Raw genomic sequence first — 22,151 nt, forward strand, 5'->3', positions numbered from 1 at the left:
TCAGCGGCCCGCTGGTTCGTCAAGCATCAGCACCTGCCCGTCATAGCCGGGCTCGACGCCGGCGGGCAGTTCTTTGCACAGAGTGGCGTAGTCCATCGACTGGTCCATATGCGTCAGCACCGACCGGCGCGGGTGATAATGTCCGATCCAGTCGAGTGTCTGCGCCAGATGGCTGTGGGTCGGATGCGGCGTGCGGCGCAGTGCATCGACGATCCACAGGTCGAGGTTGGCCAGCGCGGCATCGGCGCGGGCATCAAGCGCCTTCACATCGGTCGAATAGGCGAGCGCCCTGCCCGCCGCCGCGATGCGATAGCCGGCCGAATCGATGTTGCCGTGGTTCTGCGGGAATGGCGTCACCTGCATCGCGCCAACACTTACCGGCCCATCGAGATCGGTCGCGGTGCAGGTCGGCGGGTAGAAATTCGTGCCTTCGAAGACATAAGCGAAGCGCGGGCGCAGCACAGCCCAGGTTGCCGGCGAGGCGAAACAGGCGACTGGCGCGGCCATGGCGTGAAAGACCTGGCGCAGGTCGTCGATGCCATGGGCGTGATCGGCATGGTCGTGGGTGAGGAAGACCGCGTCGAGATGGGCCACCCGCGCGGAAAGCAATTGCTCGCGCAGGTCGGGTCCGGTGTCGATCAACAGGGTCTGGTTATCATGCTCGACCAAGATCGACACCCGCCGGCGCCGGTTCCTGGGCTCAGCCGGGTCGCAAGCGCCCCAGTCGCCGGCGCCGTCGGGGCCGCCGATGCGAGGCACGCCGCTCGATGTGCCCGAACCCAGGATCGTAACTTTCACGTTGCCGGCAGCGCCTTGGCAAACAGACGGTGGAAATTGGCGCTGGTGCTGGCAGCGAGCGTCTCGACCCCCTCCCCGCGCAGGTCGGCAACGAAGCGCGCGGTGTGGGCGACGAAGCCCGGCTCGCAGACCTTGCCGCGCATCGGGACGGGCGCGAGGAATGGCGCATCGGTTTCGACAAGCAGCCGGTCGGCGGGAATGGTCAGCGCCGTCGCCTGCAGGTCGCGCGCATTCTTGAAGGTGACGATGCCTGACAGCGAGATGTAGAAACCCAGTGCAAGTGCCTCTTCGGCAAAGGCCTGGCTTGCGGTGAAGCAGTGGATGACGCCGCGCAGCACGCCCTCGCCCGGCTCTTTCAGCAGCGCCAGCGTATCGTACTCGGCATCGCGCGTGTGAACGATCAGCGGCAGGCCGGTGGCGCGCGCCGCGAGAATATGGGCGCGAAAGCTGGCGCGTTGCCGATCGCGGTCGCTCTTGTCGTAGAAATAGTCGAGCCCGGTTTCACCGATGCCGACGACGCGAGCATGGCGCGTCGCATCGATCAGTGTCGCTGCGTCGGTATCGGGATGCATGTCGGCTTCGTGCGGGTGAATCCCGACCGTGGCCCAGATATCGGGCTCGGCATCGGCCAGGGCGATGACCTCGCCCCATTCGCCGCGCTTCGTGGATATGCCGAGGAACCCGCCGACACCGGCAGCGCGGGCGCGGCCGAGGACGCCCGGCACGTCCTCGCGCAGGCCGGGATAGTTGAGGTGGCAATGGCTGTCGATGAGCATGGCCCCTGCCCTATAGCGATTTGCCCATGCGGACCAGCGGCACCGGTACCGCACCGTTGCTGTCGATGATGCGTTCGATGGGTGTGAAACCCGCGGCAAGATACAGCGGTTGCCCCGCCAGCGTTGCCATCAGCTCAACGCGCCGGAAACCGGCTTCGCGTGCTGCCGCCTCGCAGGCCTGGAGGACGGCGCGCCCGATACCGCGACGGGCAAACGCCGGATCGGTGTACATGGCGCGGATCCGTGCCGGCTCGGTCGCCGGATCGAGCAGCCGCGCATCGCGACCGGCGCTGTGGTCGCCGCCGTATAGTGTGGCGCGCCGGCTCCAGCCGCCGCTGCCGGCGAGCTGCCCGTCGAGCTCGGCCAATGCATAGCAGCCGTCGGCTATCAGCTGCGTATCGAGGCCCATCATTGCCTTGCTGGCCTCGACCTCGGCGGGCGACAGGAATTCGCGCTGCAGCTCGGCGATCGCGCGCGCCATCATCGCGCGCAGCGCCGGCAGATCGGCCTCGGTCGCCCAGCGCAGAACCGGCGCCGTCGTCACGCTAATTCCGACCAGCGCGGGAACACGCCATTGGGCGTCGGCAGCTGTGTTCCGGCGGGAACAATTACGTCTTTGGCGTTGAAATCGCGCGCCCCGACTTCGACACCCAGCTGGTCGAGCAACGTCGACGAAGAATCCGGCATGAAGGGCTGGACCAGCAGCACGATACGCCGCGTGGCATCGAGCGTCACCGCCAGGACCCCGGCCATGGCGTCGGTGTCTGTCTTGGCAAGCTTCCACGGCGCTGCCTCGGCAAAAAAGCCGTTGGTGGCGGACACCATGCCCATCACCGCCTCCAGCGCACGATGCAGTTGCAGGCTATTCATAGCAGCAAAATAAGCTTCGGTCAGCGCGGCAATGCTGTCCGACAGTGCCTCGATACCCTCAAAGTCGCCCGGCGCCGGCATGACGCCGCCCAGGTTCTTGGCGACCATCGACAGCGCCCGCTGCGCCAGGTTGCCGATGCCATTGGCAAGATCGGCGTTGGTCCGCTCGACGATGGCCTCGTCGCTGTAGCTACCGTCCTCGCCGAAGGCGACTTCGCGCAGCAGGAACCAGCGCAGGCGATCGACGCCGAAGCGATCGGCCATCTCACCCGGGTCGACGACATTGCCGACCGATTTCGACATCTTCTCGCCGCGATTGAGCAGGAAACCATGGCCGAACACTTTCTTCGGCAGGGCAATGCCGGCCGACATCAGGAACGCGGGCCAATAGACCGCGTGAAAACGCACGACATCCTTGCCGATGACATGGAGGTCGGCCGGCCACCATTCGCCATCGATGCCCCCGGCTCCGGTGAGGTAGTTGGCCAACGCATCGAGCCAGACGTACATGACATGGCCCGGCGCATCGGGCACCGGCACACCCCAGTCGAAACTGGTGCGAGACACCGACAGGTCCGAAAGTCCGCCGGCAACAAACGCCCGCATCTCGTTGAGACGACTGACCGGCGCAACAAAATCAGGGTTGTTGGCATAAAGGTCGAGCAAGGGTTGGGCATAAGCCGACAGCTTGAAGAACCAGCTCTCCTCGACCGTCCAGTCGACGGGTGTGCCCTGCGGTGACAGCTTGACCGGCTGCCCCTGCGCATCCTCGGCGGCGACCAGCTCGGCATCGTCGTAATAGGCCTCGTCGCGAACCGAGTACCAGCCTTCGTAGCGGCCGAGATACATGTCGCCATTGGCGGCAATACGGCGCCACAGGTCCTGGCAAAGCGCCTTGTGATCCTCGTCGGTCGTCCGGATGAAGCGATCGAAGCTGACACCGAGTTGGCGATCGAGATCGATGAACGGCTGCGAGGTGCCGTTGACATAGTCGCGGGGTTCGACGCCTGCAGCGCGCGCCGCTTGGGCGATCTTCAGCCCATGCTCGTCGGTGCCTGTAAGGAAGCGCACATCATGGCCGTCGAGACGTTTGAAACGGGCGATGGCGTCGGTCGCAATCGCCTCATAGGCATGGCCCATGTGCGGCCGGCCATTGGGGTAGGCGATGGCAGTGGTGATGTAATAGCGCTTGTTCATGGCGCGACGGAATGCGGGAGAACGCGCTGCGGCGCAACAATTCAGTGCGTGTCCGCCAGCGCCGCCACCTTGCCGGCGATATCGAAGGCAACCGACTGCGGATCGAGCGACAGCGCGACGGCACTGGCGGCAAGCTTGCTCGCGGCCTCCCAGTCCGCCAGCGCGCGGGCAAGGGCGGTGCCCTGCCGATCGCGCGCGGCGTGGGCAATCATTGCCGGCGCGAGCTCCAGGAACGCCTCGTACCGGGGCGTATTGGCCTTGCCGGCAAGGCTGCGAGCGAGCGCCATGGCGCGGCCCGGCGCTGCGGCGGCCGGCGTGACCGCCAGTTCGGCAAGTTGCTCCTCCAGTGCGGCGATCCCGCTTTCGGCGAAGCGCAACGCGCGGCCGGGGGCGCCCTCGGCGATGCGGACCAGCGCGGCGCGATCATCATCGTCGAGGCCTGGCGCCGCACCCAGCACCGCATCGACCTCGGTATCGGTCAGCCGACCGAAGCGCAGGGTCCGGCAGCGCGACCGGATGGTCGGCAATAGTCGGCCCGGCGTGTGGCTGATGAGGAAAAACAGCGTCTGCTGCGGCGGCTCCTCGAGGTTCTTCAACAGCGCATTGGCGGATTGCGTATTCATCTCGTCGGCGCTGTCGACGATGACGATCCGCCAATCGGCAATCGAAGGTGTCTGCCGGAACAGCGGCTGCAACGCGCGCACCTCGTCGACGCGGATCACGGAGCGCAGCTTGCCCTTGTCGTCCTCTGTTCGCACCAGCCGCCGAAAGTCGGGGTGACTGCCGGCAGCGATCAGCGAGGCGGCGCTGCTTTCGCTGCCGCCCTCGAAGCCGGACCCTTCCGGACGGCCAGCGAGGAGCCAGATCGCCGCTGTTTCGGCGAATAGCGCCTTGCCCAGCCCCTGCGGCCCGGTCAGCAACCAGGCGTGATGCGGGCGCTGCCCTTTGAACGCGGCCTTGAACGCCTCGACCTGGTCATCATGACCGATCACGATGCCACCAGCGCCCGGATCGCCAGGGCAAGCACCTCGACCGGCTGATCGGCGTCGAGACCGTGGCAGCGATCGGGCTCCTGCCCCGGCAAAGCCGCAAAAAAAGCTGCGATACGATCGTGAAAGGCCGCGTCATGCCCCTCGAAACGGCGCTCCAGGTCGCCCCGCGCCCCTGCCCGCGCCAGTCCCTGCCGCGGCGACACCTGCAGGACCAGGGTCCGGTCGGGCCACAGGTCGCCGCTGGCCATGGCGTGCAGCCGGCACAAGTCGGCATCCGCGATGCCCTTGCCAGCACCCTGATAGGCGCGGGTCGAGTCGACGAAGCGGTCGCAGATCACCCAGTCACCGCGATCGAGCGCCGGCCGGATAACCCGGGCGACATGGTCGGCGCGGGCGGCGTTGACGAGACACGCCTCCCCCCACGCCGTCCAGCGATCCGGATCGCCGGTCACCAGCAGCGAGCGGATTGCCTCGGCACCCGACGTGCCCCCGGGCTCGCGGGTCAGCACCACCTTGTGCCCCCGCGAAGTCAGGTCCTCGGCAAGCAACCGCGCCTGGGTCGATTTTCCGCTGCCTTCGCCGCCTTCGAACGTGATGAAGCGGCCGCTCACGGTCAGCCGAAGAACGACGTCAGCCAGTTCCAGAACTGGCGGAAGATACCGGCCTCGGCGACCGGCTGCGCCGCCACCAGCGGCAGGCGCGTGTCGGGCAGGCCCTTCACGGACACGATCAGGTCGGCAATCTTCTGGCCCTTGGCGATCGGCGCTGTGACATTGGCCAGCGGCACGACCCGTTGCTTGCGGTCGGAGGCAAAACCGCGCGGCATGGTGACGAACAGGTCGCGCGGTGCGACGGCCTGGACCTCGCGCTCGGCCCCGCCCGCGATCGGCACCATCTGCGCTGCCTGCCCCGCCTTCAGCACCGGCACCGATTGCCAGGCGGCAAAGCCCCAATTCATGAAATCGACCGATGCCGCGACGCGTTCGTTGAACGACGACAGGCCGGCGACGACCATGACCAATCTGCGGCCGTTCTGCACCGCGGAGCCGGTGAAGCCATAGCCGGCTTCCTCGGTATGGCCGGTCTTCAGGCCATCGGCGCCGCTGATCCGACCGAGCAGCGGGTTGCGGTTGGCCTGGGTGATCGCTTCGCCCTTGCCAAGCGTCTTGCCCCAGGTGAACTTATCCTTGGCATAGAAACGCTTGTAGAGATCCGGAAAGTCGCGGATCGTCGCTTCGGCAACAAGCGCCAGGTCGTGCGCGGTCACATACTCATTGGGATCGGGCCAGCCGTTGGTGTTGGCAAAACGCGACTTCTTCATGCCCAGGCGCTGCGCCTCGCGGTTCATCAGCGCCACATAGTTCTCCTCTGTGCCGCCAAGGCCTTCCGCCAGTACAACGCAGGCGTCGTTGCCCGACAGGGTGACAATGCCGTGCAGCAGATTCTCGACGCTGACCTGCTCGTTGACCGAAAGGAACATCGTCGAACCTTGCGAATGCCACTTCGTCCAGGTTTCCGGCCGCACCAGGATCTTCTGGTCGAGCTTGGCCTCGCCACTCTTCAGCATTTTGAAGGCGACATAGACCGACATCATCTTGCCCATCGACGCCGGCGGCATCGGGGTGTCGGCATCCTTGGCATAAAGCACCGCGCCGTTCGACAGGTCCTTCATATAGGCAAAAGCGGCAGGCGTGTTGAACGTCGGCGCCTGCGCCGCGGCGGGGCTGACGGTGGCAAGCAAGGCAAGAAACAGCAAGGGACGCATCGATCGGTTACTTTCGGAGTGTCAGGGTGTGACGGGACGGGGCGTTGTGGCGATACCGGATGATGGCAGGATCAATCGCGCCTCGCTGTAACCGGCGACTCGCAACTGCGCCAGCACGGCGTTGGCCGCGGTATCGTCCTTGAAGGGTCCGAGCCGAATCCGGGTCAGGCCGTTGGGCGCCGGCTGCTGCAGGACCGGGCCAAAAGCTGTCAGATAGCCGCTGAGCCAGGCGATGCGCCCGGCATCGGTCAACGCCGCGACCTGGATGAAATGGCCGTTGGCGAGCGATACCGCCGCGGGCGGAGCACTGCCGGGGATCGTCACCGTCGACACCACCGGCACGGCGTCGGGGATGGGCGCTACCGCTGCCGCACTGGCGACGACGATCGGCGGCAACGGCGGCGGCGCGGGTGGCGGCGCCAGTCGCTGGCGCGTGTCCGCATCGGGATAGACGCGACGGACGCGGACGCGCGCGGTGCCGACACGATCGACCCCGAGCAGTTGGGCCGAACGCCGCGACAGGTCGATGATGCGCCCGGCCACAAAGGGTCCGCGATCGTTCACGCGCACCGTCAGCCTGCGGCCATTGTCGAGGTTCTCGACCTCGACATAGCTCGGCATCGGCAACGTCTTGTGCGCCGCCGTCACATCATCCTGGTCATAGCGCTCGCCGTTCGCTGTGCTGAGCGCGTGAAAACCGGGGCCGTACCAGCTGGCAATACCCTTTTCGTCATAGGCGCGATCGTCGGCGGGATAATACCAGACGCCGAACACCTGATAGGGCTTGCCGATCTTGGGCGCGCCGGGAACGCTGGCCGGCGCGCGCGCCGTTGGCACCCGGGAGGGCGGACGGTTGCTCGTTGCGCAGGCCGCCAGCATCAGGGCCAGGATCAACTCAACGCGTGGCCGTCGCAACCGCATCCCCCAGCAGCGCCACCGACAGCGCATAGAAATTGGAACAGTTATACTCCATGATGGCCCGATAGTTTGCAGTCACGAGATAGGCGCCCTGGCCATCGCCGTCGGGCTCCACCAGCGCCATCGGCACGTCATCGGCCGGCCACATCGCATTCACGGGTTGGAAACCGCGCGCCCGCCAGTCGCGCGCCGGCAGCGACAGACTGTGACGTTGCAGCGGCCGGATGCAGGTCGTCGGCACCACCGGATTGGCGACGCTCGCCCGATCGAAGCCCGGTGGCGGCAACGTCCGGAAGCCCCAAGGCACGCCAGCTTTCCAACCGGCATCGGCCAGATAGCGCCCGATCGAGGCAAAGGTGTCGGGCACGCTGCCCCAGATATCGATGCGGCCGTCGCCATTGCCATCGGCGGCGTGGGCGAGATAGCTCGATGGCAGGAACTGCGGCTGGCCAAAGGCGCCGGCCCAGCTGCCGCGCATCTGCTCGCGTGTCGCCTTGCCTTCACCGACCATGCGCACCGCGGCGTCGAGCTCGCGTGTGAACAGCTCGGCACGCCGGCCGTCATAGGCGAGCGTCGCCAGTGCCGACGGCAGGTCGAAGTTGCCGGTGACCGCGCCATAGCTGGTTTCCATGCCCCAGATGGCGATGATGATCTCGGGCGCGACGCCGGTGCTGGCGGCGACCGCCTGCAGCGTCGCGAGATTGTCGGCAGCCCGCGCCCGGCCCTGGTTGATCCGCACGTCGTTGAGCTGCCGGGCGAGATAATCGGCAAAGATGTTGCGCCGGCCGCTGTCGTCAGGCTGGGCCCGATCGAGCGAGACGACGCGCGGCATATAGACTGCCTCGGCCAGCCCGGCATCAAGCCATTCGCGCTTCAGGCCGCGCGCCTCCGCGGCGGTGCGGTAATTGCCGAGCCAGATTCGAAAGCCCAGCGCCGCGTCGGTCTCGTCGGCGCTGGCCGGCATGGTGGCCAACAGGGCCAGAAGAAGGATACGCATCAACATACCAGATGTAGTGCCACAATGAGACGCCGATACAAACGCCAATTCGGGTGACGGCTTGCCCTCCCGCCCCGCGTTGGGCAAAGCAGCGCCCACGGAAGGGTGGCAGAGTGGTCGATTGCAGCGGTCTTGAAAACCGCCGATGTGCAAGCATCCGTGGGTTCGAATCCCACCCCTTCCGCCAAGCTGCGAATCCGATCAGATCGTGACGATGGCCTTGCCCGACAGGGTCGCCGCTGCCATCGCGTCGAACGCTCTGGTGGCGTGGTCCAAGGGCACCGTAAGGCCGATCTGCGGCCGCAGCGCGTCGGCACGGGCGTCGATGGCCGTGATATGGCGGCGACCCGCGGCGGGATCCTGCCGCCCGAACTCGCCGGCGCGGACGCCGAGCACCTCGATCTCCTTCAGCAGCGCGCGATTGAGTGGAAACGGCGACGGACGCCCCCCGGTAAAGCCGATGATCAGGTAGCGGCCGTTGCGCCTGAGCGTGCGGATCGCCTGCGGCACCAGCGGTCCGCCGACCGGGTCGAAGACGATATCGATGTCGCGCGCTTCGATCACCGGCGCCGCTCGGTCCACCAGCACAGTGTCGTGCGCTCCTGCCGCCTGCGCCAGGGCCAAGCGTGCGGCCGTCGAGGCAACCGCAATGACATGGGCGCCTTCGTGTGCAGCAAGCGCGACCGCCGCCAGGCCCATGCCGCCGCCGGCGCCGGTCACCAGCACGCGCTCCCCGGCTTGCAGGCGCCCACGCGTCATCAGCCCGACCCAGGCTGTCAGGGCACCAACGGTAAAGGCCGCCGCCTCGGCATCAGACAGGCCGGCCGGCACCGGGCGCACCGCAGGGGCCGGAAGTGTCAGGCGCTCGGCAAAACAGCCGCCGCGCCCACCAACGATGACCCGCGCTCCGGCCAGCGCCTCCGCCCCTGCCCCACAGGCGATGACGGTGCCGCAGCCCTCGGTGCCGGGGATGAACGGCACCTCTGGGCGGAACTGGTAACCGCCCGACAACATCAGCAGATCGGGAAAATTGAGGCTTGCTGCGTGTATGGCAACAGTTACCTCGCCCGGCTTGGGCGCCGGCGGCTCTGGCCAGTCGGTCTCGAAACGCAATCCGGAGCGATCGTCGCTCAACACATGGCAAACCAGCGCCCGCATTCAGAACGGTTGCGGCCCGCGACCCCAGATACGCGCGATCAGCAATCCGGTGATGAAGCCGCCGATATGGGTCCAGATTGCCACCTGCATGCCGCCGCCCTGAAACGCCACCGCGGTCAGCAACTGCAGCGCGATCCAGGTTGCGGCGTACCAGAGCGCCGTCAGTGTCTCACCCGATATAGCGAGGCCCAGCAAGCGTCGCGACGCCACCCGGCTTTGCGCGAACAGCACGGCATAGGCACCGAACACCGCCGCGATTGCGCCGCTCGCCCCCACCACCGGCAAGGTGTCGGCCGGCCCGGCCAGCACCTGCGTGATGCCGCCGATGATCCCGCCGGCCAGGAAGATCGCGATCAGCGCCGCCCGTCCGGTGACCCATTCGACGTAGCGGCCGACCCAGGCGAGGAACAGCACATTGAGCCCCAGATGCAGCCATCCGCCATGAAGGAAAACATGGGTGAGCAAGGTCGCCAGCGCCGATGCAGCATCGGCACGACCGCCGATCGCCGCGGTGATGCGCGCTGGAATGAGCCCGAAGTTGAAATGCAGCGCGTCGGCGAAGCCCGTGCCAGCAAGCGCCGTCGCGACCTGCACGACGACGCACAGGCCGATCAACGAGTTGGTGGCGATCGGTGTCGGCGGCTTGAAAGGTTTCACCGCGTCGTCACGGTCAGATGAACTCGACGCTTTCGATCGTGTAATAGCGATCACCCGACGGCGTCGTCACTTCGACTTCCTCGCCGATGCGACGCCCGATCAGCGCGCGGCCAAGCGGGCTGTTGTAGCTGATGCGTCCGCGGCGTGCGTCGGCTTCGGTATGGCCAACGATCTGATAGACGATCTTCTTGTCGTCCTCGTCGAGCAGGTGGACGGTGGCGCCGAACACGACCTTGTCACCCGACAGGGTCGTCGGGTCGATGATGACGGCACGCGCCAACTGGTCTTCGAGTTCGATGACCTGGGCCTCGATCTGGCCTTGGCGTTCCTTGGCGGCGTGATACTCGGCATTTTCAGACAGGTCACCATGGGCACGCGCGACTTCGATCTGCTCGACGACCTCGGGCCGCTCGATTTCCTTCAGGCGCTTCAATGTGGTCGCCAGGACCGCATGACCTTCTGCCAGCATGGGCAGCTTTTCGACCGTTGCCATTCTCGTCACTCAACCTTCTGATCGCTCAAAGACGCCCCCCTGCGATGATGGTTCCACCGCCTTGGGCTTCGCTGTCCGTGGGGGGTTCTACGCCTCGGGCTGGAGATGATAGGCCTGCAGGGGTCGTACATCAAGCGCGCGTCGCCGCAGTGCGGCAATTGCCGATACTGACACGATGGAGGCGGCCGCCGTGGTGAACACCGGCACCCGACCATAAAGCGCCGAGGCGCGGATCGATGCCGAGTCGCGCAATGACTGCACGCCCTCCGTCGTGTTGAAAATCAGCGCGATATCGCCGTCCTTGATGCGGTCGACGATGTGTGGCCGGCCTTCCGCCACCTTGTTGACCTGGGTCACGGTCAGCCCGGCGGCGGCCAGCGACCGCGCCGTGCCTTCCGTCGCCATCAGCGTGAAACCCATGGCGAGCAGGTCGCGCATGGCAGGGATGACCAGCGGCTTGTCGCTGTCCTTGACCGACACGAACACCGTGCCCGATTGCGGCAGCACAGTGCCGGCGCCAAGCTGCGCCTTGGCGAATGCGGTGGCGAAGTCGCTGTCGAGGCCCATGACCTCGCCGGTCGACTTCATCTCGGGGCCGAGCACCGGGTCGACGCCGGGGAAGCGGGCGAACGGGAACACGGCTTCCTTGACCGCGATATGGCCACCGGTACCGCGAGGGCTGAGATCGAAACTGGCCAACGCCTCCCCGGCCATGACCCGACTGGCAATCTTGGCGACCTGGATGCCCGTTGCCTTGGCGGTGAACGGCACGGTCCGGCTGGCGCGCGGATTGACCTCGATCAGGTAGACGTCGCCGTCCTTGACGGCGAACTGGATGTTCATCAGGCCTTTGACTTCAAGTGCTTCGGCCAGAACTTTCGTCTGCCGCTCGATTTCCGCGATGATGTCGGCGGGCAGGCTGTACGGCGGCAGCGAGCAAGCCGAATCGCCAGAATGGACCCCCGCTTCCTCGATATGCTGCAGCACCCCGGCGACATAGACGGTCTCGCCATCGGCGACCGCATCGACATCGACTTCGATGGCGTCGCGCAGATAGCGATCGATCAGCACGGGACTGTCGCCCGATACGATGACCGCCTCGCGTATATAGGTTTCGAGCTGGGCCTGGGTATCGACGATCTCCATCGCCCGGCCGCCGAGCACATAGCTCGGCCGCATCAGCACCGGATAGCCGATGCGGGTGGCGACGGCGATCGCCTCTTCGCGACTGCGGGCGATGCCGTTCTCGGGCTGCTTCAGGCCCAGCCGCTCGATCAAACCGGCAAAGCGCTCCCGATCTTCGGCAAGGTCGATGTTGTCGGGCGCAGTACCAAGGATCGGGATGCCGGCGGCCTCCAGCGCGCGCGCCAGCTTCAGCGGCGTCTGGCCGCCCAATTGGACGATGACGCCGGCAAGCGTGCCATTCTGCATTTCCTTGTCGAGCACCTCGAGCACGTCCTCGGCGGTCAGCGGCTCGAAATACAGGCGATCCGAGGTGTCGTAATCGGTCGACACCGTTTCCGGATTGCAGTTGATCATGATGGTTTCATACCCGGCGTCGTGCAGCGCAAAGCAGGCATGACAGCAGCAGTAATCGAACTCGATGCCCTGCCCGATGCGGTTCGGGCCACCGCCCAGGATGACGATCTTGGTGGCGTCGCTGGGTTCGGATTCGCAGTCCGACACGCCGAAGCTGGGCGCTTCGTAGGTCGAATACATATACGGCGTCTTGGCGGTGAATTCCCCGGCGCAGGTGTCGATACGTTTGAACACCGGGCGGACACCGAGGATGCGGCGATCGGCGGCGACCTGGGTTTCGGTCTTGCCAGTCAGCTTGGCGATGCGGGCGTCGGAGAACCCCTGCGCCTTCAGCCGGCGAAAGCTGTTGGGACCGTTGGGATACTCGCCGGCCTTCAGCCGCGCCTCGACCTGCATCAGCTCCTCGATCTGGCGCAGGAACCAGGGCTCGAACTTGGCGATATCGTGGATCCGCTCGACGGTGAGCCCCTCGCGCAGCGCCTGGGCGGCAACACGCAGCCGGTCGGGAGTCGCCCGGCTCAACTCGGCCTCGATCTCGTCGTGGCTGGCGCCGACCAACGCCTCGATCTCGTCGAAACCGGTCAGCCCGGTTTCGAGGCCGCGCAGCGCCTTCTGCACGCTCTCCTGGAAATTCCGGCCGATTGCCATGACTTCGCCGACCGACTTCATCGCCGTCGAGAGGAGCGGCTCGGCCCCTTTGAACTTTTCAAAGGCGAAGCGCGGGATCTTGGTTACGACATAGTCGATCGTCGGCTCGAAACTGGCCGGCGTTGCGCCGGTGATGTCGTTCATCACCTCGTCGAGCGTGTAGCCGACGGCGAGTAGCGCCGCGACCTTGGCGATCGGGAAGCCGGTAGCCTTGGACGCCAGCGCCGACGACCGCGACACACGCGGATTCATCTCAATGACGACGAGCCGCCCATCCTTAGGATTGACTGCGAACTGGACGTTGGAACCACCTGTTTCGACACCGATTTCGCGCAGGCAAGCAATGCTCGCGTTGCGCATGATCTGATATTCCTTGTCGGTCAGCGTCAGCGCCGGCGCGACGGTGATCGAATCGCCGGTGTGGACGCCCATCGGATCGATATTCTCGATGGAACAAATGATGATTGCGTTGTCGGCGCGGTCGCGCACGACCTCCATCTCATATTCCTTCCAGCCGAGCACCGATTCCTCGATCAGCACTTCGGTGGTCGGCGAGGCATCGAGCCCGCCGGTGACGATCCGGACGAATTCTTCCTTGTTATAGGCAATGCCGCCACCGGTGCCGCCCATTGTGAAGCTTGGCCGGATGATCGTCGGCAGGCTAACGAAATCAAGCGCCACCATCGCTTCGTCGATGCTGTGGGCGATCTGCGAGCGCGGGCTTTCAAGGCCGATCTTGTCCATCGCATCGCGGAATTTCAGCCGGTCCTCGGCCTTGTCGATGGCTTCGGCATCGGCGCCGATCAGCTCGACATCGTATTTCGCCAGCGTGCCGTCGCGGTGCAGGACAAGCGCGGTATTCAGCGCCGTCTGCCCGCCCATCGTCGGCAACACCGCGTCAGGCCGCTCCTTCTCGATGATCTTGGCGACGATCTCGGGGGTAATCGGCTCGACATAGGTCGCATCGGCCAGTTCGGGATCGGTCATGATCGTCGCCGGGTTCGAATTGACGAGGATGATGCGATACCCTTCGGCCTTCAGCGCCTTCACCGCCTGGGTGCCGGAATAGTCGAATTCGCAGGCCTGGCCGATGATGATCGGCCCCGCCCCGATGATCAGGATGGACGAGATGTCGGTGCGTTTGGGCATTACTGGTCGGATCCGGTCTCTGCGGCACAGCCCCAGCCGTCGAATTCGACGCCATGGCTGATCTCGATTTCGAGCGCGCGGGTGATGAGCGACTTCAGGGCGTCGCGGGTGACGGGGCCATCGACCTGAAAGTCGGCCGCCCAATCGCCGTCCTCGAATTCACCGAAGTCGATGAAACGAAAGCCGAGGCCCTGGGCATCTTCGGCAAGGGTCTCGATGTCGTCCTGAGCACCCTTGAAATGCACGTCGATGGTGCGCGGCGATTCGGCGATATCGCCGTTCGCCGCGAGCGCCTGCAAAACCTCTTCATTGGCCTCAAGTTCCTCGGCCAAGCGCTTGGGATCAATGCTGCTCATGCTGCCTTCTCCAGCGACGCCACGAACTTTTCGAACAGATATTTGCTATCCTGCGGCCCCGGGCTCGCCTCCGGGTGATATTGCACCGAGAATGCCGGTGTGTCGGTCAGTTCCAGCCCCGCCAGCGAGCCGTCGAACAGCGAGATATGCGTCGGCCTGGCGTTGGCCGGCAGCGTTTCGGTTTCCACCGCGAAGCCATGGTTCATCGAGGTGATCTCGACCCGGCCATCGTCGAGCCGCTTCACCGGATGGTTGGCGCCGCGGTGGCCTTGCTGCATCTTCACGGTCTTCGCACCGACCGCCAGCCCGAGCAGCTGGTGGCCGAGGCAGATGCCGAACAGCGGCAGATTGTCGTTGAGGAACTTCTGGATCGTCGGCACCGCATAAACGCCGGTCGCCGCCGGATCGCCGGGACCATTCGACAGGAAGATCCCGTCGGGCTTCAACGTCATGATCTCGTCATAGGTCGCTGTCGCGGGCACCACCGTCACCCGCGCCCCGGCCGCGACCAGATTGCGCAGGATGTTGCGCTTCATCCCATAATCGATGGCGACAACGTGCGGGCCGTCCGGGTTGCCGCTGTGGACCGCATAACCGTCCTGCAGCGTCCACAGGCCGTCGTCCCAGCCATAATTCTGCGTCGTGCTGATCACCGACGCCAGGTCCATGCCGAGCAGCCCCGGCCAGCCCTTGGCCTGGCGCATCAGGTCCTTCAGGTCGAAGCTGCCGGTGCGGTTGTGCGCGATCACTGCATTGGGGGCGCCGCCCATGCGGATGCGCTTGGTCAGCGCGCGGGTATCGACGCCCGAAATCCCGATGCGGCCCCAGGCACGCATCCAGTCGTCGAAATTGCGCGTCGAGCGGAACGATGCCGCCGGCGTGATCGCTTCGCGCACCACGCAACCCAGCGCGTGCGGATTGGGCGATTCGATATCGTCGCTGTTCGACCCGACATTGCCGATATGCGGAAAGGTGAAGGTGATGATCTGCCCGGCATAAGAAGGATCGGAGATCACCTCCTGATACCCGGTCATTGCCGTATTGAAACAGACCTCGCCGACGGCGACGCCTTCGGCACCGAAACCCCGACCCCAAATGACCGAACCGTCCGCCAGAACCAATACGCCAGTCGCACCTTTTGGTTGTGCGGGTGCGGGCGCCACGGCCATGGGGGATCCTTTTAGGGTTGGGCTTTTCGCCTGCTGTCTGGGGCTCAAACGGCTGGCGAGTTAGGGGCGGGTTCGGCGCGCGTCAATCTATTCTTTCTGCCGCGCAGCCGCTAGGCTTGGACGCAACACAGACAGGAACTCGAACATGATCCGCGACGATATCAAGGCCGCCACAATCACCTCGATGAAGGCGGGGGATTTGGTGCGCACGGGCACGTTGCGCCTGATCGCATCGGCCATCAAGAACCGCGATATCGAACTCCGCACCGGTACGCCGCCCGCCGATGACGATGTGCTGGTCGCCGAAGTTCTGTCCAAGATGGCCAAGCAGCGCCGCGAATCGATCGAGATGTACGTCCAGGGCAACCGCCCCGAACTCGCCGATGCCGAACGCGCCGAACTCGGCGTCATCGAAGGCTTCATGCCGGCACAGATGTCCGCGGGGGAGGCCCAGGCCAAGATCCGCGAAATTGTCACCGAAGTGGGTGCCACGTCAGTGAAGGACATGGGCAAGGTGATGGCGCTGGTGAAGGAGCGCTTTGCCGGACAGATCGACATGGGCACTGCCGGGGCGATGGTGAAGGTGGCACTGGCGGGATGACCATGCCGGCGTGGTGGCGGCGCTATATTGACTGGCGGCTGCGGCATGTCCGGCGCCTGCTGGCCGACGACGATGGTTTTACGCTGCTGGCCCGCCGCGAGTCGCGATCGGTGCGCTGGGACGCGGTGCAACACGTCGTTGCGTACAAGCGGGACCTGTTGACGGTGGACTTGCTGTGCCTCGCCATCGCAACCAGCGACGGGATCGTGGAGATCGACGAGGACATGGCCGGCTATGCGGCGGTCGAAGCCCATTTGTGCGAGCGCCTGCCGATTGTGTCGGATTGGCGTTTGGACGTGCTGTTTCCGGCCTTTGCCACCAATCCGACTACGCTCTACCCGGCCGCATGAGCCTGCCGCCCGCCTTTCTCGACGAGCTGAGGGCCCGCGTCCCGCTGGCGCCGGTCGTCGGCCGCCGTGTCAAGCTGACGCGCGCGGGCCGGGAATGGAAAGGCTGCTGCCCGTTCCACAACGAAAAGACACCGAGCTTTTACGTCAACGACGACAAGGGCTTCTACCATTGCTTCGGCTGCGGCGCGCATGGCGACGTCATCCGTTTCCTGACCGAGCAGGAAGGCATGGGCTTTATCGACGCGGTCAAGCAGCTCGCCGCCCAGGCCGGCATGGAGGTGCCGAGCGAAAGTCCCGAGGCGCGTGCCCGGGCGGAGGTTGCCGACACGCTGCAGTCGCTGGCTGGCCGGGCCGCGGAGTGGTTCCAGGCCCAGCTACGATCCACCGCCGGCGCCGAGGCGCGTGCCTATCTCGATCGCCGCGGAGTCTCGGCGACAATGATCAAGGATTTCGCACTGGGCTTTTCGCCTGAAAGCCGCACCGCGCTGAAGACCGCGCTGAAGGATGCCGGCGAGGACAAGCTGGTCGAAGCCGGGCTGCTTGGTCGCAGCGACGACGGCCAGACCTATGACCGGTTCCGCGGCCGGCTGATGTTCCCGATCCGCGACCGGCGCGGGCGGGTGGTCGGCTTCGGTGGCCGTGCCCTGGGTGACATCCAGCCCAAATATCTGAACTCGGCTGATGGCCCGCTGTTCGACAAGGGCCGGCTGCTCTACAATCTCGATCGCGCCGGACCGGTCGCGCACAAGTCGGGCCGCCTTGTGGTCGTCGAGGGCTATATGGACGTCATCGGCGTCGCCCAAGCCGGTATTGCCGAGCTCGTTGCGCCGCTCGGCACTGCGATGACGGAGACGCAGCTGGCGCTGGCCTGGCGGCAGGTCGACGAGCCGATCCTGTGCTTCGACGGCGACGGCGCCGGGCAACGTGCCGCGCTGCGGGCCTGCCTGCGCGCCCTGCCCCTGCTGGCGCCAGGCAAGTCGCTGCGGATTGCCACGTTGCCGCCGGGCGAGGACCCGGATGACCTCGTCAAACGTGGCGGGGCGCCGGCATTCGAGGTGGTGCTGGACGCTGCGCTGCCGCTGAGCGAGTATCTCTGGCGCAGCGAAACCGAGGGCCAGGACACGGCGACTCCGGAACGTCGCGCAGCGGTGCGCCAGCGGCTGAAGGCACATGCCGATGCCATCGCCGATCCGTCGGTACGCGCGCTTTACGCGGCAGATTTCAACGCCCGCTTCGATGCGCTCTATTTCGCCCGACCCGAGCGCCCTCCCCGTCAGGCCTTTGTGCGCGGCGCACGCTATGTGGCGCCGTTGGCCGGCGCCTCCCCTGCCTTGCGCTCACGTGGCCCTGGCGCCCGGACAGCAAGTGGTGAAGTCACGGCGCTGCTCGCCGGCCTGCTCACCCATCCCGGCCTTGCTGACCGCCATGGCGAAGCCCTGGCCGCCCTGCCTATGTCCGACCCACGCCAGGCGGAGCTCCGCGACGCAATCCTGTCGGCGCTGGCGTTGAGTCCCGACCTTGAAAGTGACGCGCTCAATGCCGACCTTGTCCGCAGAGGTGTTGGCGGACTGGCCGACGCGACATTGAAATCCAATCGCTTGCGCTTTTCCTTTACCAGGAGAGATGCGGCGGCGGACGCCACGGCCCGGGATTTTGGCATGATGGTTGACACCATCGCGGCCCGCACCCGGATCGAGCTGGAGCTGGAAACCGCCACGGCGCGATTTCGCTCGAGCCTGGAGGACAGTGATTTCGAGCGTCAGCAGGCTTTGCTTGCCGAACGTGTCGAGATCGATTCGGCGATGATGCGGCTGGCGGAATCTCTGCGTGACGACTAAAGGCGTATGATTCGCCGGAAAGCGCCCAGGGAAACTGGAAGTTCGCTGGACGGACAAGGGAAGCAACGAATGGCAAAAGCGAACGGAACCGGTACCGGCAATGGTTCCGACACGGATGGTCCTGACGCCAAAGACGCGCCGCTGCTCGATCTCAACGAAGCTTCGGTCAAGAAGCTCCTCGCCCGCGCCAAGAAGCGCGGCTACATCACCTACGACGAGCTGAACGAGGCGCTGCCGCAGGACCAGATGTCCAGCGAGCAGATCGAGGACGTGATGGCCGCCCTGTCGGAAATGGGCATCAACATCATCGAGAATGACGAGCCCGCCGACGACGGGGCCGAAACCGCGCGCGCTGAAGATGACGAGGACGAGCCGGAACCCGTTGAAGGCGATCTCGGCACTGCACCGGCCGCCCCGGTCGTCAAGGCGCCGCTCGATCGCACCGATGACCCGGTGCGCATGTACCTCCGCGAGATGGGCGCCGTCGAGTTGCTCAGCCGCGAAGGCGAGATCGCCATCGCCAAGCGCATCGAGGCCGGTCGCAACACGATGATCGCCGGGCTTTGCGAAAGCCCGATGACCTTCACCGCGATGATCGAATGGTCGAACGCGCTCAACGAAGGCCGCATGCAGCTGCGCGAGATCCTCGATCTCGAAGCCATGCTCGCCAAGGACCCGGCCGAGGCCGCCACCGACGAGAACGGCGAGCCGACCGAGGGCAGCGACCTGCCGACCGTGCAGTTCAAGGACGACGAGGAACCGGCGGAGGAGGCTGCGGCCCCCGACGAGGAAGACGGCATGACCGAGCGGCGCATGCGCCCCGATGGCAAGCCGGCGATTCCGGACGATGACGAGGAGGACACCACCCTGTCGCTCGCCGCGATGGAAGAGGTGCTGAAGCCGGCTGCGCTGGAAAAGTTTGCCGAGATTACCGCTACCTACAAGAAGTTCCTCAAGCTGCAGGAAACCCGGCTGACGGCGCTGCATGCCAATGCCGCCTTCCCGCCGGCTGACGAGCGCAAGTACCAGAAGTTGCGCGAGGAACTGACCCGCGGCGTCCAGTCGATCCATTTCAACAACAACAAGATCGAGCTGCTCGTCGACCAGCTGTATACCCAGAACCGCCGGCTGCTGACGCTCGGAGGCCAGATGATGAAGCTGGCCGACAAGCACAAGATCAACCGCAAGGCCTTCCTCGACGACTATATGGGGAACGAGCTCGACGATAGCTGGATGAGCCGTGTCGCCGGTATCGACAAGAAATGGGCAGCCTTTGCCGCAGCGGAAGTCGAAAGCGTCGACGCCATTCGCGGCGAGATCGCCAGCATCGCCGAGGCGACAGGCGTCGAGCTGGGCGAATTCCGCCGTATCACCAACATGGTGCAGAAGGGTGAACGCGAGGCGCGGATCGCCAAGAAGGAAATGGTCGAGGCGAACCTGCGCCTGGTCATCTCCATCGCCAAGAAATACACCAATCGCGGCCTGCAATTCCTTGATCTTATTCAGGAAGGCAACATCGGCCTGATGAAGGCGGTCGACAAGTTCGAGTATCGCCGCGGCTACAAGTTTTCGACCTATGCGACCTGGTGGATCCGCCAGGCGATCACGCGCAGCATCGCGGACCAGGCGCGGACGATCCGCATCCCGGTGCACATGATCGAGACGATCAACAAGCTGGTGCGGACCAGCCGCCAGATACTCCACGAGATCGGCCGCGAGCCGACGCCCGAGGAACTCGCCGAGCGGCTGTCGATGCCGCTCGAAAAGGTCCGCAAGGTGATGAAGATCGCCAAGGAACCGATCAGCCTCGAGACACCGATCGGCGACGAGGAGGACTCGCACCTTGGCGATTTCATCGAGGACAAGAATGCGGTCATCCCCGTCGACGCGGCGATCCACGCCAATCTCAAGGAAACCGTCACCCGCGTCCTGGCATCGCTGACGCCGCGCGAGGAGCGGGTGCTGCGCATGCGCTTCGGCATCGGCATGAATACCGATCACACGCTTGAGGAAGTCGGGCAGCAGTTCAGCGTCACCCGCGAGCGTATCCGCCAGATCGAGGCGAAGGCGCTCAGGAAGCTGAAGCATCCGTCGCGGTCGCGAAAGATGCGGAGTTTCCTGGACGTTTAGCGCTGCAGCCGGCCGGGGCCCTGGCCCCGGCCGCTTTTGCCTTGTGGTCTTGAGCCGTCGGCCCCAGCCGCCGGAGCCATTCTGGCTTTGCCATCCTCCGGGGTTTGCACCACCATGGCGGAATGATCGTCCGTGCCGCACTTGCCCTGACTGCCGCTCTCGTCGCCACGCCGGCGAGCAACGCTCCGGTACCGGCGGATGCGGCGCTGGCCAAGGCAATGGCGGTGAGCGCGTGCGGATCGGGGGAAGGTGCCGGACGCGCGGGGGTGAAGCCGGCAGTGCTGGTGGCCGGGCTGACGCCGGCGCATATGCCGGTGAGTGCGAACCGCGAGGCGCAGGCGTTTTTCGACCAGGGTCTCGGGCAGTTGTTCGGGTTCGATTATGACGAGGCGCTCAAGAGTTTCGCGCGGGCGGCGGTGATCGATCCGGCATGCGCGATGTGCGGCTGGGGAACGGCGCTGGCGCTGGGGCCCTATATCAACAGTGGGCCGATCGACGCGGCGACTGTCGCGCGGGCGCAGGGGTATACGGGGCGGGCGTTGCGCAGCGGCGCGCTGTCCGAGCGGGACCGGGCGCTGGTGGACGCGGTGCACATGCGGCACGCGCCGGGTGGGAAACAGAGCGGCGTGCATGGCGACCGCTATGCCGACACGATGCTGCGGCTGGCGGCGCGCTGGCCGGCGGATGACCTAGTCGCGATACTGGCCGCCGAGGCGGTGATGGACGCACAGCCCTGGGATTATTGGGCGGCCGGCGGTCGGGTGAACAAGGGCCGCGCCGGCGAGGCGATTCGGCTGGTGGAGACGGTGCTGGCGCGGTCTCCCGACGATCCGCAGGCGATCCATCTGCTGATCCACCTTACGGAGGCATCGGCCGATCCAGGGCGGGCGGCGGGGCCGGCGGCGCGGCTGGGGCGCTTGTCCCCTGCGGCGCCGCACATGGTGCATATGCCGAGCCATACCTGGTACCGGATCGGGCGGTTCGAGGAGGCAATCGATGCCAACCGCGCGGCGATCGCGGCGGACGATGCCTATGCGCGGGCGGTGGGCGACGACCCGAAGTTCTATGGCTATTTCATTCATCACAATCACTTCCTGGCGTCGGCGGCGACGCAGACCGGGGACCGGGTGACGGCGCTGGCGGCGGCGGGTGCGATCGAGGCGGCGATCTTGCCGGAGGCGGCGGTGAAAAGGCCGTATCTGCAGGCACGGTTGGCGACGGCGTTGCATGCGCGGGCACGGTTCCTGACGCCGGCCGAGGTGCTGGCGCTGCCGGCGCCCGATCCGCGGCTGTTGCGCCTGATGGTGGCGTGGCATGGCGTGCGCGCCGAGGCAAAGGCGCAGACGGGCGATATCGCGGGCGCCGAGGCCGAACTGCTGGCGTTGCGGGCGGCGCGCGATGCGATCAAGGCGGGGCCGGAGGCGACACGGACAAGCGTGAGTGACCTGGCGCTGGCGGCGATCGCCGATGGAGTGGCACGCGGCCGGATTGCCGAGGCGCGGGGTGAGCCGGCCGAGGCGCTGCGGCATTACCGTGCCGCGGAGGCCGTGGAGGCGAACTTTCCCTATTTCGAGCCGCCGTTGTGGCCGACGCCGGTGGCCGTGCTGGCGGGCGCCGTGCGGTTGAAATCGGGGGATCGGTCGGGTGCGGCGGCCGATTTCCGGCGGGCGCTCGTGCAGAGGCCCGGCAACAGCCTGGCCGGCGCGGGTCTGACGGCGGCGATGGCAGCTTGAACGATTGCGCCCGCCGG

20 protein-coding genes and 1 tRNA gene are annotated in these 22,151 nt (G+C 65.9%); 6 read left to right on the plus strand and 15 right to left on the minus strand.

The features are described from left to right. From ACP7AI_RS03735 to ACP7AI_RS03775, 9 genes are read right to left on the minus strand one after another with little or no spacing between them, the layout of a single operon-like run. The gene (locus ACP7AI_RS03735) at positions 1-798 is read right to left on the minus strand and encodes an MBL fold metallo-hydrolase (RefSeq protein WP_426164215.1); all 798 of its coding nucleotides are present in this window, start codon (positions 796-798) and stop codon (positions 1-3) included. Beyond that, the gene (locus tag ACP7AI_RS03740) at positions 795-1,574 is read right to left on the minus strand and encodes a TatD family hydrolase (RefSeq protein WP_426164217.1); all 780 of its coding nucleotides are present in this window, start codon (positions 1,572-1,574) and stop codon (positions 795-797) included. The genes ACP7AI_RS03735 and ACP7AI_RS03740 overlap by 4 nt, the downstream gene beginning before the upstream one ends. Positions 1,575-1,584: 10 nt before the next feature. Continuing rightward, positions 1,585-2,058 (minus strand): GNAT family N-acetyltransferase, encoded by a 474-nt coding sequence (locus ACP7AI_RS03745; protein WP_426166548.1) that lies wholly within the window; start codon positions 2,056-2,058, stop codon positions 1,585-1,587. A gap of 56 nt (positions 2,059-2,114) precedes the next feature. Next, positions 2,115-3,641, minus strand: a complete 1,527-nt coding sequence (metG, locus tag ACP7AI_RS03750) for a methionine--tRNA ligase (protein ID WP_426164219.1) — start codon at positions 3,639-3,641, stop codon at positions 2,115-2,117. Between the two features lie 41 nt (positions 3,642-3,682). Further along, a complete protein-coding gene (locus tag ACP7AI_RS03755) occupies positions 3,683-4,633 on the minus strand; it encodes a DNA polymerase III subunit delta' (RefSeq protein WP_426164221.1) in 951 nt (316 codons plus the stop codon). Then, positions 4,630-5,244, minus strand: coding sequence for a dTMP kinase (gene tmk, locus ACP7AI_RS03760; RefSeq protein WP_426164223.1), 615 nt, complete (start codon positions 5,242-5,244; stop codon positions 4,630-4,632). The genes ACP7AI_RS03755 and tmk overlap by 4 nt, the downstream gene beginning before the upstream one ends. A gap of 2 nt (positions 5,245-5,246) precedes the next feature. Next, entirely contained in the window at positions 5,247-6,398 is a 1,152-nt protein-coding gene (locus tag ACP7AI_RS03765; protein ID WP_426164225.1) for a D-alanyl-D-alanine carboxypeptidase family protein, read from the minus strand. A 21-nt stretch (positions 6,399-6,419) separates the two neighbouring features. Next, positions 6,420-7,292 carry a septal ring lytic transglycosylase RlpA family protein gene (locus ACP7AI_RS03770; RefSeq protein ID WP_426164227.1) on the minus strand — a complete coding sequence of 291 codons (873 nt, stop codon included), beginning with the start codon at positions 7,290-7,292 and terminating at the stop codon, positions 6,420-6,422. A 1-nt stretch (position 7,293) separates the two neighbouring features. Next, positions 7,294-8,313: a lytic murein transglycosylase gene (locus ACP7AI_RS03775; RefSeq protein WP_426164229.1), complete on the minus strand. Its 1,020-nt coding sequence runs from the start codon at positions 8,311-8,313 to the stop codon at positions 7,294-7,296. Positions 8,314-8,412: 99 nt separating this feature from the next. Here ACP7AI_RS03775 and ACP7AI_RS03780 point away from each other — a divergent pair. Then, positions 8,413-8,500, plus strand: a tRNA-Ser gene (locus tag ACP7AI_RS03780). 14 nt (positions 8,501-8,514) lie between these two features. On the opposite strand, the gene ACP7AI_RS03785 is transcribed toward ACP7AI_RS03780, so the two are convergent. From ACP7AI_RS03785 to carA, 6 genes are all read right to left on the minus strand, one after another. Then, a complete protein-coding gene (locus tag ACP7AI_RS03785) occupies positions 8,515-9,471 on the minus strand; it encodes a zinc-binding dehydrogenase (RefSeq protein WP_426164231.1) in 957 nt (318 codons plus the stop codon). Then, positions 9,472-10,128 carry a rhomboid family intramembrane serine protease gene (locus ACP7AI_RS03790; RefSeq protein WP_426164233.1) on the minus strand — a complete coding sequence of 219 codons (657 nt, stop codon included), beginning with the start codon at positions 10,126-10,128 and terminating at the stop codon, positions 9,472-9,474. It lies immediately after the preceding gene. A gap of 13 nt (positions 10,129-10,141) precedes the next feature. After that, entirely contained in the window at positions 10,142-10,621 is a 480-nt protein-coding gene (gene greA, locus ACP7AI_RS03795) for a transcription elongation factor GreA (RefSeq protein ID WP_426164235.1), read from the minus strand. An 87-nt stretch (positions 10,622-10,708) separates the two neighbouring features. After that, on the minus strand, positions 10,709-13,957 hold the full coding sequence (gene carB, locus ACP7AI_RS03800) for a carbamoyl-phosphate synthase large subunit (protein WP_426164238.1): 3,249 nt from the start codon (positions 13,955-13,957) through the stop codon (positions 10,709-10,711). Further along, positions 13,957-14,313 carry a ribonuclease E inhibitor RraB gene (locus tag ACP7AI_RS03805; RefSeq protein WP_426164240.1) on the minus strand — a complete coding sequence of 119 codons (357 nt, stop codon included), beginning with the start codon at positions 14,311-14,313 and terminating at the stop codon, positions 13,957-13,959. Before ACP7AI_RS03805 ends, carB begins: the two co-directional genes overlap by 1 nt. Next, complete coding sequence (carA, locus tag ACP7AI_RS03810) at positions 14,310-15,482, minus strand: glutamine-hydrolyzing carbamoyl-phosphate synthase small subunit (protein ID WP_426164242.1); 1,173 nt, start codon at positions 15,480-15,482, stop codon at positions 14,310-14,312. The genes ACP7AI_RS03805 and carA overlap by 4 nt, the downstream gene beginning before the upstream one ends. Positions 15,483-15,627: 145 nt before the next feature. On the opposite strand from carA, the gene ACP7AI_RS03815 reads away from it, so the two are divergent. The 5 genes from ACP7AI_RS03815 (at position 15,628) to ACP7AI_RS03835 (ending at position 22,134) form a co-directional block, all read left to right on the plus strand. Then, positions 15,628-16,083: a GatB/YqeY domain-containing protein gene (locus ACP7AI_RS03815; RefSeq protein WP_426164244.1), complete on the plus strand. Its 456-nt coding sequence runs from the start codon at positions 15,628-15,630 to the stop codon at positions 16,081-16,083. Beyond that, positions 16,080-16,433: a hypothetical protein gene (locus tag ACP7AI_RS03820; RefSeq protein WP_426164246.1), complete on the plus strand. Its 354-nt coding sequence runs from the start codon at positions 16,080-16,082 to the stop codon at positions 16,431-16,433. Before ACP7AI_RS03815 ends, ACP7AI_RS03820 begins: the two co-directional genes overlap by 4 nt. After that, positions 16,430-18,271: a DNA primase gene (gene dnaG / locus ACP7AI_RS03825; protein WP_426164248.1), complete on the plus strand. Its 1,842-nt coding sequence runs from the start codon at positions 16,430-16,432 to the stop codon at positions 18,269-18,271. Before ACP7AI_RS03820 ends, dnaG begins: the two co-directional genes overlap by 4 nt. A gap of 69 nt (positions 18,272-18,340) precedes the next feature. Then, positions 18,341-20,401, plus strand: a complete 2,061-nt coding sequence (gene rpoD / locus ACP7AI_RS03830; protein ID WP_426164250.1) for an RNA polymerase sigma factor RpoD — start codon at positions 18,341-18,343, stop codon at positions 20,399-20,401. 122 nt (positions 20,402-20,523) lie between these two features. After that, entirely contained in the window at positions 20,524-22,134 is a 1,611-nt protein-coding gene (locus ACP7AI_RS03835; protein ID WP_426164253.1) for a hypothetical protein, read from the plus strand. Positions 22,135-22,151 lie beyond the last annotated feature (17 nt).

The sequence above is a fragment of the Sandarakinorhabdus sp. DWP1-3-1 genome (assembly GCF_049896705.1).
GTDB lineage: Bacteria > Pseudomonadota > Alphaproteobacteria > Sphingomonadales > Sphingomonadaceae > Sandarakinorhabdus.

Bases quoted from the DNA above. Each gene is read 5' to 3' on its own strand.
- carA (WP_426164242.1), bottom strand. From the start codon at position 15,482: ATGGCCGTGGCGCCCGCACCCGCACAACCAAAAGGTGCGACTGGCGTA.
- ACP7AI_RS03835 (WP_426164253.1), top strand. From the start codon at position 20,524: ATGATCGTCCGTGCCGCACTTGCCCTGACTGCCGCTCTCGTCGCCACG.
- ACP7AI_RS03785 (WP_426164231.1), bottom strand. From the start codon at position 9,471: ATGCGGGCGCTGGTTTGCCATGTGTTGAGCGACGATCGCTCCGGATTG.
- ACP7AI_RS03765 (WP_426164225.1), bottom strand. From the start codon at position 6,398: ATGCGTCCCTTGCTGTTTCTTGCCTTGCTTGCCACCGTCAGCCCCGCC.
- ACP7AI_RS03820 (WP_426164246.1), top strand. From the start codon at position 16,080: ATGACCATGCCGGCGTGGTGGCGGCGCTATATTGACTGGCGGCTGCGG.
- dnaG (WP_426164248.1), top strand. From the start codon at position 16,430: ATGAGCCTGCCGCCCGCCTTTCTCGACGAGCTGAGGGCCCGCGTCCCG.
- carB (WP_426164238.1), bottom strand. From the start codon at position 13,957: ATGCCCAAACGCACCGACATCTCGTCCATCCTGATCATCGGGGCGGGG.
- metG (WP_426164219.1), bottom strand. From the start codon at position 3,641: ATGAACAAGCGCTATTACATCACCACTGCCATCGCCTACCCCAATGGC.
- rpoD (WP_426164250.1), top strand. From the start codon at position 18,341: ATGGCAAAAGCGAACGGAACCGGTACCGGCAATGGTTCCGACACGGAT.
- ACP7AI_RS03805 (WP_426164240.1), bottom strand. From the start codon at position 14,313: ATGAGCAGCATTGATCCCAAGCGCTTGGCCGAGGAACTTGAGGCCAAT.
- greA (WP_426164235.1), bottom strand. From the start codon at position 10,621: ATGGCAACGGTCGAAAAGCTGCCCATGCTGGCAGAAGGTCATGCGGTC.
- ACP7AI_RS03740 (WP_426164217.1), bottom strand. From the start codon at position 1,574: ATGCTCATCGACAGCCATTGCCACCTCAACTATCCCGGCCTGCGCGAG.
- ACP7AI_RS03745 (WP_426166548.1), bottom strand. From the start codon at position 2,058: ATGATGGCGCGCGCGATCGCCGAGCTGCAGCGCGAATTCCTGTCGCCC.
- ACP7AI_RS03815 (WP_426164244.1), top strand. From the start codon at position 15,628: ATGATCCGCGACGATATCAAGGCCGCCACAATCACCTCGATGAAGGCG.
- ACP7AI_RS03775 (WP_426164229.1), bottom strand. From the start codon at position 8,313: ATGCGTATCCTTCTTCTGGCCCTGTTGGCCACCATGCCGGCCAGCGCC.